General features: G+C 44.1%; 14 protein-coding genes and 1 riboswitch. Of the genes, 9 read left to right on the top strand and 5 right to left on the bottom strand.

Annotation, left to right across the window (positions count from 1 at the left end):
• Positions 1 to 54 precede the first annotated feature (54 nt).
• The 7 genes from MOJ78_RS19390 (at position 55) to MOJ78_RS19360 (ending at position 6,574) form a co-directional block, all read left to right on the top strand.
• On the top strand, positions 55 to 876 hold the full coding sequence (locus MOJ78_RS19390) for a flagellar hook-basal body protein (protein WP_304978963.1): 822 nt from the start codon (positions 55 to 57) through the stop codon (positions 874 to 876).
• Between the two features lie 51 nt (positions 877 to 927).
• Entirely contained in the window at positions 928 to 1,755 is an 828-nt protein-coding gene (locus MOJ78_RS19385; RefSeq protein ID WP_304978962.1) for a flagellar hook-basal body protein, read from the top strand.
• Between the two features lie 20 nt (positions 1,756 to 1,775).
• Positions 1,776 to 2,114 (top strand): DNA-directed RNA polymerase subunit beta, encoded by a 339-nt coding sequence (locus MOJ78_RS19380; RefSeq protein WP_304978961.1) that lies wholly within the window; start codon positions 1,776 to 1,778, stop codon positions 2,112 to 2,114.
• 714 nt (positions 2,115 to 2,828) lie between these two features.
• Positions 2,829 to 3,407: a transposase gene (locus MOJ78_RS19375; protein WP_304978960.1), complete on the top strand. Its 579-nt coding sequence runs from the start codon at positions 2,829 to 2,831 to the stop codon at positions 3,405 to 3,407.
• Between the two features lie 89 nt (positions 3,408 to 3,496).
• Positions 3,497 to 3,931, top strand: coding sequence for a 3-hydroxyacyl-ACP dehydratase FabZ (gene fabZ / locus MOJ78_RS19370; protein ID WP_304978959.1), 435 nt, complete (start codon positions 3,497 to 3,499; stop codon positions 3,929 to 3,931).
• Between the two features lie 155 nt (positions 3,932 to 4,086).
• Positions 4,087 to 4,710, top strand: coding sequence for an arylformamidase (gene kynB, locus MOJ78_RS19365; protein WP_304978958.1), 624 nt, complete (start codon positions 4,087 to 4,089; stop codon positions 4,708 to 4,710).
• Between the two features lie 596 nt (positions 4,711 to 5,306).
• Positions 5,307 to 5,393: riboswitch (cyclic di-GMP riboswitch) on the top strand.
• 134 nt (positions 5,394 to 5,527) lie between these two features.
• The gene (locus MOJ78_RS19360) at positions 5,528 to 6,574 is read left to right on the top strand and encodes a DUF5667 domain-containing protein (protein WP_304978957.1); all 1,047 of its coding nucleotides are present in this window, start codon (positions 5,528 to 5,530) and stop codon (positions 6,572 to 6,574) included.
• Between the two features lie 67 nt (positions 6,575 to 6,641).
• On the opposite strand, the gene MOJ78_RS19355 is transcribed toward MOJ78_RS19360, so the two are convergent.
• Entirely contained in the window at positions 6,642 to 7,424 is a 783-nt protein-coding gene (locus MOJ78_RS19355) for a GNAT family N-acetyltransferase (RefSeq protein WP_304978956.1), read from the bottom strand.
• A 215-nt stretch (positions 7,425 to 7,639) separates the two neighbouring features.
• Here MOJ78_RS19355 and MOJ78_RS19350 point away from each other — a divergent pair, with 215 nt between their 5' ends.
• Positions 7,640 to 9,670, top strand: coding sequence for a penicillin-binding transpeptidase domain-containing protein (locus tag MOJ78_RS19350; RefSeq protein WP_304978955.1), 2,031 nt, complete (start codon positions 7,640 to 7,642; stop codon positions 9,668 to 9,670).
• A 297-nt stretch (positions 9,671 to 9,967) separates the two neighbouring features.
• On the opposite strand, the gene MOJ78_RS19345 is transcribed toward MOJ78_RS19350, so the two are convergent.
• The 4 genes from MOJ78_RS19345 to MOJ78_RS19330 all read right to left on the bottom strand — a co-directional run bounded on the left by MOJ78_RS19345 (position 9,968) and on the right by MOJ78_RS19330 (position 13,500).
• A complete protein-coding gene (locus tag MOJ78_RS19345; RefSeq protein ID WP_304978954.1) occupies positions 9,968 to 10,252 on the bottom strand; it encodes an AbrB/MazE/SpoVT family DNA-binding domain-containing protein in 285 nt (94 codons plus the stop codon).
• A 292-nt stretch (positions 10,253 to 10,544) separates the two neighbouring features.
• On the bottom strand, positions 10,545 to 11,240 hold the full coding sequence (locus MOJ78_RS19340) for an OmpA/MotB family protein (protein ID WP_304978953.1): 696 nt from the start codon (positions 11,238 to 11,240) through the stop codon (positions 10,545 to 10,547).
• 5 nt (positions 11,241 to 11,245) lie between these two features.
• A complete protein-coding gene (locus tag MOJ78_RS19335) occupies positions 11,246 to 12,898 on the bottom strand; it encodes a hypothetical protein (RefSeq protein ID WP_304978952.1) in 1,653 nt (550 codons plus the stop codon).
• A gap of 416 nt (positions 12,899 to 13,314) precedes the next feature.
• A complete protein-coding gene (locus MOJ78_RS19330; protein ID WP_304978951.1) occupies positions 13,315 to 13,500 on the bottom strand; it encodes a Spo0E family sporulation regulatory protein-aspartic acid phosphatase in 186 nt (61 codons plus the stop codon).
• 270 nt (positions 13,501 to 13,770) lie between these two features.
• On the opposite strand from MOJ78_RS19330, the gene MOJ78_RS19325 reads away from it, so the two are divergent.
• A complete protein-coding gene (locus tag MOJ78_RS19325; protein WP_304978950.1) occupies positions 13,771 to 17,067 on the top strand; it encodes a 5'-nucleotidase C-terminal domain-containing protein in 3,297 nt (1,098 codons plus the stop codon).
• The last annotated feature ends 283 nt before the right edge of the window (positions 17,068 to 17,350 follow it).

Genomic DNA, 17,350 nt, shown 5'->3' with positions numbered 1-17,350 from the left:
GACGAAACGGACAAAGTTGAAACCTTGTACCAGATCAATAGAGGAGGAGAGTTCATGTTTCGAGGATTTTACACCGCAACATCTGGAATGATCGCCCAACAAAGACGGCAGGATATGCTGACAAACAACCTTTCGAATGTCAATACACCAGGATTTAAAGCAGACCGTTCTGCATTACGATCCTTTTCGAACATGCTGTTGAGTCGAATGGGTGAAACGAATGTCGGAAACCGGGAAATTCCGACGAACAAACGTGTCGGATCGCTTGCAACAGGGGTTTATATGCAAGAAGCATTACCGAACTTTCGTCAGGGAGACCTTCGCGAAACCGGCAACAGTCTCGACATTGCTCTTCTTCAGGGAACGGTTCCGGTCAACGAGGAAACGGGTGCAGCAGGGGCGTTGTTTTTCACAGTCGAAAACGAAGCAGGGGATCTTCGACTCACACGGAACGGCAATTTCACTGTTGACGCAAACGGGAGCCTCGTCACATCAAATGGTGACTTTGTTCTTGATTCCGCCGGAAACCGAATAACAATAGAAAGCAATAATTTTACACTCGATCCAAATGGTGTGATCGCTGGATCCGGGACACAGATTGGCATCTCTCTCATTGAAAACCCAAACGACCTTGAAAAAGAAGGAAACGGCCTTTTTAGCTTGGAAAATCAAGAAGACATCATTGCGGCAAACGGAAACGAAAATGTTAGTTACCAGTTAAAACAAGGATTTGTGGAACGCTCCAACGTAAATGTTGAACAGACGATGGTCCAAATGACGAGCGCTTATCGAACATTTGAAGCGAACCAAAAAGTAGTACAAGCCTATGACCGAACGATGGAAAAAGCAGCAAATGAAGTCGGCCGCCTCAGATAATTCAGAAGACATGTGACATATGTAAAACCAGGCAAGGGGGTATGATAGATAATGAATCGATCGATGATTACTGCTTCTGTGACAATGGGGCAGCTTCAAAATCAACTGGACACGATTGCAAACAATATTGCAAATTCGAATACAGACGGATTCAAACGTCGCGATGTGCAATTTTCGAGCCTTTTAGCACAGGAAATCAACAATCAACCGAACCAAGATGCTGAAATTGGACGGCTAACCCCAGAAGGTATCCGACTTGGAAGTGGTGCTCGGGTAGCTGGGACAGTGCTCCGACTTGAACAAGGTGGTATAATAGAGACAGGGCGATCGTTAGATTTGGCACTCTTGAACCCGAATATCCTATTTCAAGTTCAAAAAACACTTGAAAATGGTGACGAAATCGTTGAATATACTAGAGAAGGGTCCTTTTATTTGACACCAGTCGATGGGAACCCCGAACGTTTGCAGCTGACTGCGTCGAACGGAGATCTTGTGATGGGGGAAAATGGCCCGATTGAAATCCCGAGTGATTTTACATCGATTTCAGTATCAGGGGAAGGGTTGGTTGAGGTTACGTTAGCGGATCAAACGACAGTAAATGCAGGACAGCTGTCACTTGTCGAAGTGATTCAGCCGCAATTGCTTGAATCCGCAGGCGAAAACCGATATCGTGTAAGTGAAACCGCTGACTTGAATGAAGTAATCGGACAGCCTGAGGCAAACGGTAACTTTATCCAACAGGGTTCGCTTGAACAGTCCAACGTCAATCTCGCACAGGAAATGACCCAGCTGATGACGACACAACGCTCTTATCAAATGAATGCCCGATCGATTAAAATGGCAGATCAGATGATGGGGCTCGTTAATTCAATTCGCTAAGCATGTAATGAGGAGTTATTATGGTCCATAATGATACAGAAGTTAAAAAAGAAGATTCGACACTGACGCCTGAACCGTCAGAAACGAATGAAAATACATCCGTAAAGATCGAAACGAAGCAACAAGTAAAAGAAGCTTCGTCCAGAGAAGAACGAAAGAAGGATGAGCTGAAAAAGCCAAGGATTCGCATACTCCCGATCTGGCTGAGGCTTATTTTTGTGCTCCTGTTGTTTGCAGCTGCCCTAGCAGGTGGTCTTGCAGTAGGATACGGAATGGTCGGAGACGGAAACATGATGGACGTCTTCGAAAAAGAAACGTGGCTGCACATCATCGACCTTGTTAAAAAGGATTTGCAATAATATAAGCTGATAAAACCCGTCAATTTGAAGGACCTGAGTGGAGTGCTTTTCTCCACTCGGGTTTTCTTATTTGCACGTTAAGAAAGTGTAAATACTTTCTATAGTAAAAGAGCAACTACGACTCTGCTTTCGCCTAAAGGCTTGGCAATCACCGAGTTTTCTTTAAAAAAGGAAGATTTAAAGTTGTAAATTTGTCTACTTGGACATTTTTAAGCTCTTTATGTTGAGAATAGTTATGGAAAGAATAAGATCAAAGTGGATTGGACTCCACTTTATACGTTTTTGAAGAGTTTTGAGAAGAGACGGAAGGCGAATTCGAAAAAATACAAGTCTAACTCGGAAAATACAAGTCTAACTCGGAAAATACAAGTCTAACTCGGAAAATACAAGTCTAACTCGGAAAATACAAGTCTAACTCGGAAAATACAAGTCTAACTCGGAAAATACAAGTCTAACTCGGAAAATACAAGTCTAACTCGGAAAATACAAGTCTAACTCGGAAAATACAAGTCTAACTCGGAAAATACAAGTCTAACTCGGAAAATACAAGTCTAACTCCTGGTGGAGACAAGCCATTTTTTATTTTCCGAAAAACAACTTCCATTTTAATGGGAATTATGCGTATACTAGATGTAGTGTCCAGTAATTGCCCCCACTTTTTTAACCATCTATACATTTTTCCAAGCTTCTAAAAAAACTAATAGGAGTGAAACCATGCCCCGCAAGAAAAGTAATTGGTATCCAGGTGCAGAATATTATGTGACCTCAACAGGAATCCGTAAGGCACCACTTTTTTACGATGGAGAGGACCGTCATGTCTATCTTGAAATTATAGGAAAAGCACGCGCCGAGCATCGCTTCGATTTATACGCTTATTGCCTCATGACCAACCAAACCCACCTTCACATCAAAACACACCAGCTCGATATCCTGCAGATCATCAACAAAATCGACCAACGCTATTCCCTCTTTTTTAACCGGAAATATCAATTTATGAGTACCGTTTACCAAAGTCATTCTGAAGCAAACCGAGTTGACTCTTCCAATCACCAGCTGGATGTGAACAAGTACATCCATCTTACGCCATGCAGAACAGATTTAGTTGGGACACCAAAAGAATATCAGTGGAGTAGCTATCGTTCATATGTCGCCTTTCATAAACAACCAAATGTAAACCCACATCCGATCCTTTCTCATTTTTCCTATCCACAGAACATCAACTATCAAAAGTTTGTCGAAAAAAAACCTAACGTATCGATTACCGGTAAAGAGCTTGCTGATGTCGTCGAATAACATACATGATATTCCGCCGGACCGACTTATTTTTCAGTCGAAAAATATGCTATGATAAGGGAAGATTGTATGAAAACAGGAGGATGACCATGCTGAATATCGATGAAATCAAAGAGATTATTCCACACCGCTATCCATTTTTACTTGTTGATAAAATCCTTGAAGTAGAAGAAGGAAAGCACGCGACCGGAATCAAAAACGTATCCGCAAACGAAGAGTTTTTCAACGGACATTTTCCAGATTATCCGGTCATGCCAGGTGTTTTGATCGTTGAAGCCCTGGCGCAGGTTGGAGCTGTTGCCTTGCTTAAAAAAGAAGAAAATCGTGGACGCCTCGCCTTTTTTGCGGGCATCGATAAATGCCGCTTCAAGCGTCAGGTCCGCCCAGGAGATCAGCTTCGTCTTGAGGTTGAACTCACTCGTGTACGCGGTTCGATGGGTAAAGGACAAGCAACAGCAACCGTCGATGGAGAAGTGGCATGTGAAACTGAAATCATGTTCGCTTTAGGTGAGAAAAAGGACTAAAAGAGGTAGTTCAAAAAGTCCCGAGGCTCACAAGATGTGAGTCAGTTCGACGTTTTCACAGGACGTAATGTACTTAGTTGAACTTCAGAAATCTCGGCTCTTTTGATCCTCCTTTTTGAACTCACAATAAGAAAAGTTACAGGGGGAATTCGGCTATGAAAGTTTGGGACATCTCTCAGCCTTTAAAAAAAGGAGTACCGACTTGGCCTGGTGATACACCATTTTCTTTCAAGCTTAATTGGACGAAAGAAGAAACAGGTTCAGTGAATGTCGGAAGTGTCACGTTCAGTACACATACAGGTACGCATGTTGACGCACCGTTTCACTTTGATGACAACGGAGAAAAAATGCTTGATTTAAAACCGGATTTGTATGTTGGCGATGCGCTTGTCGTTCATTTGGAAGGCCGCGAAACGATCTTACCAGAGGATTTAGAAGACTATCAACTTGATGGTGTCGAGCGTTTGCTGATCAAAACGGGGTCATGGAAGGACCGCACCGTTTTTCCTGACAGCATTACGCATTTGTCACCAGAGCTTGCCCCATTTTTAAAAGAAAAAGGGGTCCGATTGATCGGGGTTGATGTTCCGTCTGTCGATCAGGTCGATTCGAAAGACCTGCAGGCTCACCACAGCCTGCTTGAAAACGACATACATATTTTAGAAAGTGTAATTTTGGATGAGGTGGACGAGGGAATTTACGAGCTGATCGCATTGCCATTGCCATTAGCTGAAGCGGATGCCAGCCCCGTCCGGGCGATTTTAAGAGATCGTATGTAGTTACTTTATTTCGATACAAAACAAGTGTCTTTGTAAACAGAGTGTTAAGTGAACATATCAATTCCGTTTGGATATTGTAAATTCGCCCCATTTTTCGGTACAGTACGTTAAAGTAGGGGTAGCCGGGGACCAACTGGCGAAACTACCAAACGGGGAGTGGATGAAACATGCATAAACGTTTTTTCCTCAAGCTCGGTACGTCACTATTTGCAATCGCACTTTACTTTGTATAATACGTTGGTACACAAATTTTATAAATTCACTTGCAAGGGCTGCAGAGGCAGCTCTTTTTTGTGGACTCAGCCACGTGAGATGTAACTAATTAACAAACTATGGTGAATATCCGATATAATTTAAAATTTCCCGATATAGAACAATGGGTCCTGGAAAAACGAATTGCGAGACTCAACCTCCTAGCTTTATCTATTCCGACACCACGATAAGCCTTACTACCCACACATTTTTACTCATTTGAGAGGAACATCTAGTAATTTCCACAAAAACCCCTACTATTTTACGACAAAAATTCTGAAAAAACGGGAAATTTATCCTTAGCGGGAAATTGTGGATTTATTGTATACTAAAACTAATTGAAAAGTTGAACAAGGCAAAGCTATCGAAAGGTAGTGACGCAAAGCTAAAGGGACTAAGGGTCAACCGACCAATGTCAGCCAGTTGCCTATGAATCTTTGATTACATAACTTGAGAAACCCCATTGGCGGATCTCATGGGCATATTGCTTGGTTAGATTTGCATCAAAATCAGCCTTGTAATCTGCTTTTTTATTGCAACAATTAATTTGGAGAGGATGAATTACATGTACAAAAAGCTTATTGCTACAGTAAGTGCGGCCTCATTATTATTATTCGGAGCAGCACCAGCTGCATTTGCGAACACAGATGAAACAACAACCAACGAGGAAACTCCTACTACAGAGCTTCCAGCTGATGAAACGACAACAGAAGAGGGTACGACTACTGAGGAAGATACAACTTCCGAAGACACGACTGAAACCGACGGAGCTACTGAAGAGGAAGGTGTAGAGGATCCTTCTTTAGTACCTGGGGACTTTTTCTATTTTGTAAAAACAATGCTTGAAAACGTACGTCTTGCAGTAACAATGGATGACTATGAAGAAGCTAAGCTGTTAGCAGATTATGCAGCTGAACGAATTGCGGAGGCAAACGCACTCTTTGCAGCGGGTGAAACTGAGCTTGCAGAAGAAACACTTAAAGAAGCGATTGCAGCACAAGAAGCTGCTCTTGAAAAGTCCGAAGATGTAGAAGGAGAAACGGAAGAAACGCCTGAAGAATCAACTGAGGAAACGACAGAAGGTACCGAGGAAGAATCTGAAGCTACAGAAGAGGGTACTGAAGAAACAACTGAAGAAGGTACTACTGAAGAAGACCAGGCAACGGAAGAAGAGGAATCCGAAGAGGTCGCTGAGCTTAACGATAAGCTTGGAAACAATATCGAAGCACTAGCAGCGGCTCTTACTCACGTTGGAAGCGATCAAGCCCGTGCGTCCCTTATGAAAAATATCCAAAAGTCCTTTGCTAAGCTAGAAAAGAAGATTGCAAAGCTTGAAGAAAAAAATGGTGATGACGAAGAGGCTGAAGAAGAGGAAGCGACTGAACCTACTGACGATGTAGAGGAAGTTGATGATGAAACCGAAACAGTAACAGCTTCTGTCGATACTGAAGATAAAGAAGATAGTGATAAGGCAGAAAAGGCTCGTGAAAAGGCCGAAAGAAAAGCTGAAAAAGCTCAAGAAAAAGCTGAAAAGAAACGTGAAAAAGCTGAAGAAAAACGTGGTGATCACGGTAAGGGTAATGGAAACGGACACGGTAAAAAGAACGACTAATTAAAAATTATTTAAGAAAAGCAGAAGCTCCTGTTGAAACGGGAGCTTCTGCTTTGTTATTTATCACCTACTGTTCTTGTACGGTGAAAACCTTGTATACGCCGATTTCCTCGAATCCTGATCTGCGTAAAATCGGTTCCGAAGTGCCTGTCCTGGCTTGGGTAGCAATCCACTTGCATCCATGTTCCCTCGCCAGCTCAACTCTTTTTTTCAATAATGCCCGGTAAATACCTTGGCCCCGGTACTCTCCCAACACTCCAGTTCCGGAGAGATACATCGCTTCACCATCAGAACTGAACCGATACCCTGCGTAAGCAATCGGGCGATCACCATCCGATACGACTAGAACTCCTCCGCGACACCCCTCGCTACGTAAATACGCTATCCGCTGCTGTACAATGGTTTCCCGAGTCGCCTCATCATAGTTCCAAATCGAGGCACTGACGTCAACAAAGGCACGCACATCCTGTTCACTCTCCGCAACCCTGATTTTATAAGGAACCAGATTATCGTCCATCATCTCAACCGACTTTACAAGACCAAAATATGTATCATGGTGCTGATAGCCGTGGTTTTCAACGATCCCCGCCAATCCGCCAGGGCTGGAATCCGGGCCAATCCACCACGAAAACGGCTTCGACCCGAAAAATACTTCTATCTCCTTCAAAACCTCAGCCAGCTTCTGTTCAGAATCGACGTCAACCCTTGCAACCTTGTTTGAAAAGAGGCTTGTCGATCCTTCTGTTTTATACATCAACACTTCAGGACGTTCGACCACCTCAACATTATCAGGTATTTCCTCATGGTCCCACATTACCCCATAAACATATTTCCATCTAAAATCATTCATCACCAAAACACCTCATTTATGCAAAAGTGGAAACCTTTCATTAGAATAATCGTCAATATAAGAGGAGGGTCTATTTACATACTGCGGGTATTTAATCCCTGCTTTTAAGACGGGAAAAATTTGATTAGTTCGATTTTATGGTACCATAAATATAAAAGATTGTTCGTCGATTTTCATGTAAGATCCAACATAACGTTATATACAAGGAGGCCATAATGTTAAGTCGAAAAATACTTGCAGCTATCATCCTGATGACGGTTTTCATCTTAGCCGGTTGTTCGGAGCAACCTAAGCCTGAAACGACCTTTAAAGACTATATGGATGCCTGGGAAAAACAGGACTTTGATCAAATGTATAGCCTGTTGTCAAAGGACTCACAACAGCAAATAGACAAAGAAAAATTCGTTGAGCGTTACACACAAATATACGAAGGTATCGAAATGAGCAACCTCAGCATCGCATATAAACTGCCGGAAGAAGATAAAGAATACAAGGAAGAAGACATAGTAAGCTTTGAGTTTGGTGTAAAAATGGACACACTTGCTGGACCGCTTGAAATCAACCATGAATCCAAGCTCATTTTTGAAAAAACGGATGAGGAAACAAGTCGTTGGGCGATGACGTGGAGCCCATCGATGATTTTTCCTGGCATGAAGGAAGGCGACACGATTTCGGCGGACACTATCGCACCTGAACGTGGTGAAATGTTTGACGTTAATGGTGTAGGACTTGCGATCAACGGCGAAGTGATCGAGGTTGGGCTCGTACCAGAGTGGATGCAGGCGGATCGTGAACAGATGAAGCAGGAGCTTTCACAGCTGATCGATCTCCCCGTCGAAGAAATCAATGCCGCACTTGATCAGGAATGGGTGAAGTCAAACTCCTATGTGCCTTTAAAAAGTATGTCTGCACTTGATTATGAAAAAGTGGAGACGGTAAAAGCGCTCAATGGCACGAAGCTCGTCCGAAAGCAAGGGCGCGTGTATCCATTAGGACCTGCTGCCGCCCATTTGACAGGGTACCTTGGACCCATCACGGAAAAACAACTGGAAAGCTGGAAGGATAAAAGCTATACCGCGAATTCTATCGTCGGAAGAGCAGGCTTAGAGCTCGTTTACGAAGAAAAGCTTCGAGGTGAATATGGCGGAGAAATCTTCATCAAGGATCCAGAAGGAAACAACAAGAAAACACTAGCGGAAAATGAACCAATTCCTGGCGAGGATTTAATGCTTACGGTCGATTCATCTATACAGGCAGCAATCTACAATCAAATGTGGGAGGATGCCGGAACAGCAGCGGCATTCGACCCCACAACAGGCGAAGTAAAAGGCCTTGTCAGCACGCCAGCTTATGACCCGAATCAATTTATCTATGGGGTTTCCGTTGCTCAGTACAACGAGTGGGTGAACGATACGAGAAAGCCACTTACGAACCGATTCAGCAAAACGTATGCACCGGGCTCGACGTTTAAACCGATAACAGCAGCGATTGGACTGGAAACGGGAGCAATCGACCCTGCAAAGGAAAGGTCGATTGAGGGCAGCACCTGGAAAAAGGATTCATCATGGGGGAATTATGCGGTAAAACGTGTCAGTACCGCCGATTCGTCCGTGAATTTGAGGGATGCGCTCGTAAGGTCGGATAACATTTACTTCGCACAGTCGATTCTAGATATCGGTGGAAAAACATTTCTAAAAGAAGCAAAGGACTTCGGCTTCGGACAGGAAATCTCTTTCGGCTATCCGATCACACCTTCTCAAATCGCTGGGGAAAACGGATTTGAAGGTGAAATCCAGCTGGCTAATACGGGCTATGGACAAGGAAAGGTTGAAATGAGTGCATTACATCTTGGACTGACATACACACCGTTCATCACAAAGGGAACGATGCTAAAACCGGTACTGTTCAAAGAGAAGGAAACGGGAAAACCATGGAAGGAAAACGTCATCAGTGAAGAGATTGCCTCAATGATTACAAAGGACCTGACTGACGTTGTCAACACCCCAATTGGCACTGCATACGAGCCAAAAGTTGAGGGATTACAGCTCGCTGGAAAAACAGGGACGGCTGAGTTGAAGATCGTGCAGGGGGAAAAAGGAAAAGAAAATGGGTGGTTTGTTGCGTGGAACACGAATGATCCGAAGCTTCTCATCTCAATGATGATTGAGAACGTTCAGGACAAAGGCGGCAGTCATTACGTGGTTCCGAAAGTAAAGAACGTGTTTAAGGCAATGCTTTCGCAATAAAATTACAGAAATAAAATGACCACAGGCCGAATGAGCGGCTTGTGGTCATTTTAATAGTGAGGAGGGGTGTTGCGTAATTATCCATATATCGGAAAAAACACAACTTAACACCCTCTAAGTTAAATGATTATCCATAAGTTGGAGTATTTCGCAACTTAAAAGGCATTTAAGTGCGTCGGATAACCACATTATAGAAAAGAGGACAGCATAAGAGATGGATTAGCGTCCCTCAGACGTAAGAAAGACTGCCGATATATTCGACAGTCTTTAATTTTGCTTGACCGTTTTATTAACAAGTTACGCCGTCGGAACGGCTTGCTTTTTCAACTCATCCACAAGCATTTCGGCACCCTCTGGACTTAGGACAAGCTTTCCGTCAAACAAATTCAAGTTTTGATCCGAAACCTCGCCTGTGATCACACACGACATACGAGATTCATATTTTTTGATGATAATCTTTTCACCGTCCACAAAGATTTCCATCGGATCGCGCTCATTGATATTCATCGTTCTGCGCAACTCTTTCGGAATAACAATTCTTCCGAGCTCATCAACTTTTCGAACTACACCAGTAGACTTCATAATAACCTCCAATAATGGAAAATATTTTAATAGTTTAATAGTACTCTTCTTTCTAAAGAACGACAAGCATTTATATCCTAAAAATGCACTTAAACATTCGACAATTTTGTACAACAAAGCCTTTTTAATACGATCGCCGGGGGAAATTTTGTCGTATCCCCTTGCTTATACCATTCGAAGCATATAAGCGAAAGATGAGTGCCACACTGAGAAATTTGTCTTATTTTTAAAGGTATATTTTGCCATTATCGAATGAACTCAGTAATAATGTACATGGAAATTCACCGATTGATCAGTTGTAGTCATTAATAATGTGCTTCAGTTTGTCCTGCCACTTATCATCATCTAATATGATCTGGAAGGAGATGCGTCGATTTTTTTGCAACGCCTCCGGTGAAGTGCCTTTCGCGATCGGCTTGTATTCGGAATATCCAGTTGCCGCAATGTACTGGGCATACTTGGCATCCTGGAATTTAGGATTCACTTCCGCCATATATTTGACAACTGCGACAGCCCGTTCGGTCGAGAGTGTCCAGTTATCATACGGAACCGAGTCGGTATGACCCTCAACGAGAATGATATACAGGTACTGGCTCAACTCCTGTTCCTCAATGATCTCCGTCAATGCGTCAGCCAAATGGCGTAGCACTGTTTTTCCGTTGGCACTGATTTCCGAACTACCGGTATCAAATAGGATGCTCCCCTCAACCGATATCGTATTGTTCGGCCCGCGGATGATTTTATCCTTCCCGACGTTTTCTTCCAACCTTTTTTCAATCAAATCCGATATATGTTTCTTCACGTTCGCTACTTTCGCAAGCTCGTTTCGAACCTCGGTCTGCTCGTAAGCGTTGTAGATGCTTTGAACGTAGGCTATGATCGCGATAAAAAGCATCACAAGCACCATCATTGCCATCATATCGGTAAAAGAAGGCCAAAAATAGTTGTGTCCTTCGCCGTCCTGTTGACCCCATCGTCGTCTTCGCATCGGCATCACCGCGGGGAAGAGTCATTAATCGTAATCCGACGTGGCTCATAGGGGTCACGGTCATGGCGCATGTTCGCTGATTGAACCGTCGCATCCAGAAGCCTTTGCAAAACATGATACACATCACCAAAATATTGATGTGTCTGCTTAAAATCGCGGGAAAGGTTTTGATAGACCGAATCGAGTGCCCGGATAAGCTCACGCATTTCTTGTTCACGACCGCCGTGGTCATTTTTCGATTGCCGTTCACGCTCAAACATGTATCCGAGCTGGTCGATAAAATCTCGCTTGAACGTCTCAATCGTGTCGTGCCAGGCTTTTTCAAGGTGCTGGACAGAACCGGAAAATGATTCTGATGCGCGCCCGTACTGCTCAGTTTTATCCTGATATCTGTAAAACCATTCATCATTTTGCTGGGCCATTTTTCGTTCGAAATCTTCATGTTTCCCTTCATAGCGGGAGAGGATCTGTTCGACGCCAGTAATGAGTCCCCGCCCGAGTTCCTCCGTTTTCCTTTGGGATTCCTCTAAAGTACGGTCGGAGCGTTGATGAACCTGTTCCACACCGGCAATGAGCGCGCGTGTAATCTCTTCGGTTTTCTTTTGTGCTTCCTCCATTGTTCGGTCCGAACGCTGCAGCACCTGTTCCATCCGCTTTTGCCCTTGGTCGAATTGCTCACTTGTCCGTTTGTATTGTTTTTCAAAGCCAGAAACATGTTCGCCAAGCTTTGCGAGTCCTTTATCAACGGAATGCTGGACCGACTCTAGTTTTGTAATTGTATCTGAAAAACGATCCCCGAATGACACAAGGATGTCCGTACTATTTTTGAATTGCTCGGTATGCTCGCGCTGGGCATGGAGGATTCCTTTCACATCGTTCATAGCTTCCTCTAATCCAGAGGTGAAGTCGACCATTTTTTCGCTAAAATCACCAATGCTTTGCTGAAAACTTTCCTGAACCTTTGAAACGAGTCGGTCTAGAAGACGCTCAAGCGAATCCTTTGGCTTTTCGTTCTGGAGCTGTTCCTGAAGAGCGTGATCGAGAAAGCTCTCGGCCTCGCTTATAAGCCGATCCTGAAGGTAACTAAGCGACGTTCCCCCTGTTAAAAAACCGGATTGCACGATTGCGAGGATAAGTGAGCTGCCGATCCCAGCAATACTTGTGGAGAACGCAATGCTCATCCCTTTAAAAGGTTCTGATATCGCGGTGACGATCGACGAAACAGACAAGGTCGTTTGTCCGGGCTGATTGCCGATACTGACGAGTGTATCCTGCATCGCCATGATCGCGAGTGTGAGACCGATGAATGTTCCGAGCACACCGACGATGATTGAAAGCGACGGGAGCCCGTGCAAAAGACGGATCACGTTACCAGTCGGGACTCGGAAAATCCCAAGGATCCGAATCGGCTGTTTCATTAAATGTTTTTCAATTAATACCGGACTGTTTACATTTGTAACCCCTGCGAGATGGTAGCTGCGATAATCCTCAATCGCGTCACCGATCCATTGTGGCCGCCTGATTTGAGAAGACGCATCCATTTGCTTCAAATCCTTCAACCAATCGGCAAGCTTGATCCGGGTTTGAAGGTTGCCGATGATCCCGAAAATCGTGATAAACCCAATAACCCCAACTACAATGAGTGTCAGATTGTCCAAGCTGCATTCCCCCTGTCTATTATTATTCTATGAACCGACCAAGGGAACTTGCCCACTTTTTGTGTCAAGCGGATGTAGTAAGGTCATCTGGAGTGCTGGATTGTGAAAAACTGAAGCCGAGCAGGGGAGGGAAATCTTTTACTGCGAAAAAGCATTATCCCGCAACCACCGAACTACTCCAGAAAAGATTGATATAATGAAGATTTGTATAGAGCAAATCAACTTTATTATGATTTCCTTGAGAGATTTACTGAGATGATGGGCTCATTCGTGCCCTCAAACATCTAATAAAGAAAAAGGGAATACAACGCCTCTTACGTACCCGCGAGCTTCATTTTGTGCAAGTTTTAACATTTGTAATCTTTTATTAAATTCACCCCAAACAAAAAAGCCACCCATCTATGTGAGCAGCTCTCTTAGTCAAAGCACTTTTGACCGTTATGTTTTTGAAGTTGATTGAGCTTTTTATCTAAAAGTTGGCTGATCCTCACAAATGTGGGATCGGAATATGTATCGATCGTCTTACTATATTCATACATAAGTTGTTGCAATGAGTAGATTTCTTCGTGTTCTTGAATATTTGTATCTTTCTTACTTGTCACTCCTAAGCCCCCATCGATCTGACATCCCAGCAATTCTATATCCATACATTATTTTACAACGACATCAAATTTCTGTAAACCGTTAAATAGTTTTATAGGCCTATTTACTCATTCCTGTTAAACTGTGCCATTTGGCTCGGTTGTCCTACCTTTTTATAGTATGCTGGAACGATTTTTCCGAACCTTTTCACGAAATTCATACAAGATTAAACAAATTCTAGTAGAGTAAGAAATAAAGAGAATTTAAACCAAATCTAGGAGGTTCTATCTATGTACCAACCTATGCTAAAAAGGTGGACAAGTCTTCTGGCGACTTTCGCTATGCTCTTAACCCTGTTGCCAGTGGGAATCGTCCAGGCAGAAAACACGGTAACCCCGATTTCAGATGCGAAAGCGATGGATGGGCAGACCGTTACAGTAGAAGGAATTGTCACTGCTGACTTTACCGGAAGCAATCTATCTGCATACATACAAGACAGCACAGCTGGAATCAACGTTTTTTCATTCAACGAAAATCTAGCAGTTTTAGAAGAAGGGCAGAAGATCCAGGTTACAGGTGAAATCACATCATATCGCAGCCTGACTGAAATAGAACCTACCTCTATTACCGTTTTATCAGAAGGAAACGAGCTCCCAGCAGCTAAATCTATCGAACTATCAACTCTTTTCGACGATAGTGGCGAGGCACATGAGGGATCCCTTGTCAATGTGACAGGATTCATCCAGTCGATCCCAGCTGATGAAGCTGGCGGCGGATACAATATTTCATTTATCGATGATTCGATGCAAGGCGTCATCCTACGGGTTGAAGGCTCAACCGGAATTGATGTGTCCACGCTACAAGAAGGCAAATGGTACAACGTGACGGCGGTCGTTGGCCAATACAATGAGTATCAGCTTTTACCGACCGAAGCAGGAGATTTCAGTTTACTAGCTGACCAGCCTCCAGCACCTGCACCAAAGGAAACATATACCGCGACGATTGAAAGTGTGGTAGATGGCGATACCGTCCACTTGACTGATCCGGTCATCGGAACAACGAAGGTACGTATGCTATCAATCGATACACCTGAAACGAATTATAACGGCCAGTCCCAAGGTGAGCATGCGGTAGCAGCAAAAGAAGAACTTCAACGACTGCTTCCACAAGGGACAGAAGTGACGATCGAAGTAGGTGAAGAGGCTCTCGATTCCTACGGACGTCTTTTAGCTCACATCCACAAAGGCGACATGGACGTTAATGAAGAAATGGTGCGTCTCGGACGAGCTGTTCCATATTTTATCTATCCGAACCTGGAGCACTTTGAATCCTACAGCTCAGCGGCGAAGGAAGCGATTGAAAACGGCCGTGGTATGTGGGATCCTGATAATCCGATCGATGAGCTTCCATACGAGTTCCGCTTCAACTCTCGTGGCGGTCCGGACAAGTTTGTTGGCGATTATTTTACGAAACAATATGTTGCCCCTGAAAAATGGGAGGACATCCCTGTAAAAAATCGCGTCTTTTTCTTTAAAGAACAGGATGCAATTGATGCAGGATATACCGCAGTAGACAGCGGTGCGAACGATAACATCAAGGTCCAGCTGCTAGGTGTCAACGACCTACACGGAAAAATTGATGTAACCGACACAATTGAAGGCGTAAAATATGGACGAATGGATTATCTTGCTGCGTCCTTGAACGAGCGCGAAGCAACGAACCCGAACACATTGACGGTCCACTCTGGAGATATGGTCGGAGCAAGTTCACCGGTTTCCGCACTTTTACAAGATGAGCCGACCGTTGAAATGATGGAAGCGATGGGATTTGACGTCGGAACACTCGGAAACCATGAATTTGATGAAGGTGTCGATGAAATGATGCGCCTTATCAATGGCGGGGACCACCCAGAAGGAACCGAGAACTATGACGGCATCGACTTTCCGATGGTAGCAGCAAACGTGGAATACAAGGATACAGGTGAATTGGTGCTTGATCCATATACCGTTCTTGAGATTGGTGGAACGAAAATTGGATTCATCGGCATCGTCACGACGGAAACACCTTCAATGGTCATCCCTGATGGCATTCAGAACGTTCGTTTTACAGATGAAGCGGGAGCCGTAAACCGGTTTGTACCAGAACTTCGTGAGCAGGGTGTCGAGGCAATTGTCGTACTCGCGCATGAACCAGGGAACCAATCCGGCGAAACAGCGACAGGAGAAGTTGCTGACCTCGCAACGAGCATTAACGACGCTGTCGATGTCATTTTTGCCGCACATAACCATGTAAAAGTAAATGCAGTCGTCGATAACAAGCTGATCGTTCAAGCTTGGGAATATGGAAAAGCATTCGCAGACGTGGATCTTGAAATCGACCCTGCAACGAATGATATTGTAAAAAAATCAGCAGAAATCGTTGACGTCGTCCAAAGCGGAATCACTCCAGATGCTGAAATTACAGCGATTTTAGACAAATACCTTGAAATGGTCGGACCGAAGCTGACTGAGGTTGTTGGCGAAGCAGCGATACCACTTGAAGGCGGCTACGCAACAAAAGGACTTTACGGAGATAACGCGCTTGGGAACCTGATCGCAGAAGGAATGAGATGGGAGATGGACGCAGACTTCGCACTCATGAACGGTGGCGGAATCCGAGATAATCTCGATGCCGGACCGATTACATGGGGCGAGCTGTACAACATCCAACCATTCGGTAACACATTGGTGAAGCTTCACGTAACAGGAGACGATCTCCGTAAAGTGTTGAATACTCAGTTCCACCCGTGGTATGGACCTGATGTGAGCATAGCAGGATTCCGATATACATGGAATGAAGAAACGAATGAAGTGGTGAGCCTTTACTTGCCAGACGGAAGTGAAGTCCAGCCAGATGAAACGTACACAGTTGTCGTGAACAACTACATGTACCCACACGGAACAGACGACTATCGCTTATTCGAGTTAGCGGAAAATCCAGTACAGGGTCCAAATGATTTGGAAGCAACAATCCACTATATCGAAAGCTTTGACGAAGCGATTGAGATCCATCCAGATGCTCGAATCAGCAGCGACTATCTTGCACCGAATACAACCGTTGCTGTTGACGGAAATATTGGAGCAGATGTGGAAAATGAAGAAGATGTCACGTTTACAGTTGAAGCGACTGACGGTGAGGGCATCGGTATCATGAAAACCGAATACCGCGTGAACGACGGAGAATGGACGAAGGTTGAAGGCAACTCGTTTACGTTAACTGAAATCGGAGCATATACCGTGGAGGTTCGTTCCGTCGATAACAACTTTAACCAAGAGGAAGTCCAAACATTTATCGTCGTCATTGTTCCAACGGTGGACGATCTTGATGAAATGCTAGACGAAGCGGTTGAAGATGGAGCAGTAACGCACCACGGAATCATCAACGCATTAGAGAGCAAAATTCGCTCAGCACAAAACGCACCAAACGAGCGAGCAGAAGCGAACAAGCTGAACGCACTGCAAAACTTCTTAAACGCACAATCTGGAAAGAAGATTGACACAACTTTCGCAAGTGAAATGATCATAACAATCGACCAAATCCTCGAATAAGCACTAGACAGAAAGCAGGCACCGGCACTTATCTCCCGGTGTCTGCTTTGTTTCAGCCGTATGATGAGTTGGTACTTGTGTAGCAAGTACCTCTGACTCTCTATTCAATAAGGAATAAACCCAGTTATACATCTCATAACTGGGTTATTTTTTCATTTGGGGCACTAGTTTCAGCTCGAATCTGTCCCTATGAATGCTCCATAGTGATGGTTCAGCTGACTTTTTACCACGAACTGTTCGTATGAACGCTCCATAGTGATGGTTTCGCTGAGTTTTCGCTTGG

Source organism: Alkalihalobacillus sp. AL-G (genome assembly GCF_030643805.1).
Classification (GTDB): Bacteria; Bacillota; Bacilli; order Bacillales; family Fictibacillaceae; genus Pseudalkalibacillus.
This window is presented reverse-complemented; position numbering and strand designations above follow the sequence as displayed.

Coding starts and splice junctions, on each gene's coding strand:
- MOJ78_RS19390 (WP_304978963.1), top strand. CDS start 55: ATGTTTCGAGGATTTTACACCGCAACATCTGGAATGATCGCCCAACAA.
- MOJ78_RS19385 (WP_304978962.1), top strand. CDS start 928: ATGAATCGATCGATGATTACTGCTTCTGTGACAATGGGGCAGCTTCAA.
- MOJ78_RS19380 (WP_304978961.1), top strand. CDS start 1,776: ATGGTCCATAATGATACAGAAGTTAAAAAAGAAGATTCGACACTGACG.
- MOJ78_RS19375 (WP_304978960.1), top strand. CDS start 2,829: ATGCCCCGCAAGAAAAGTAATTGGTATCCAGGTGCAGAATATTATGTG.
- fabZ (WP_304978959.1), top strand. CDS start 3,497: ATGCTGAATATCGATGAAATCAAAGAGATTATTCCACACCGCTATCCA.
- kynB (WP_304978958.1), top strand. CDS start 4,087: ATGAAAGTTTGGGACATCTCTCAGCCTTTAAAAAAAGGAGTACCGACT.
- MOJ78_RS19360 (WP_304978957.1), top strand. CDS start 5,528: ATGTACAAAAAGCTTATTGCTACAGTAAGTGCGGCCTCATTATTATTA.
- MOJ78_RS19355 (WP_304978956.1), bottom strand. CDS start 7,424: ATGAATGATTTTAGATGGAAATATGTTTATGGGGTAATGTGGGACCAT.
- MOJ78_RS19350 (WP_304978955.1), top strand. CDS start 7,640: ATGTTAAGTCGAAAAATACTTGCAGCTATCATCCTGATGACGGTTTTC.
- MOJ78_RS19345 (WP_304978954.1), bottom strand. CDS start 10,252: ATGAAGTCTACTGGTGTAGTTCGAAAAGTTGATGAGCTCGGAAGAATT.
- MOJ78_RS19340 (WP_304978953.1), bottom strand. CDS start 11,240: ATGCGAAGACGACGATGGGGTCAACAGGACGGCGAAGGACACAACTAT.
- MOJ78_RS19325 (WP_304978950.1), top strand. CDS start 13,771: ATGTACCAACCTATGCTAAAAAGGTGGACAAGTCTTCTGGCGACTTTC.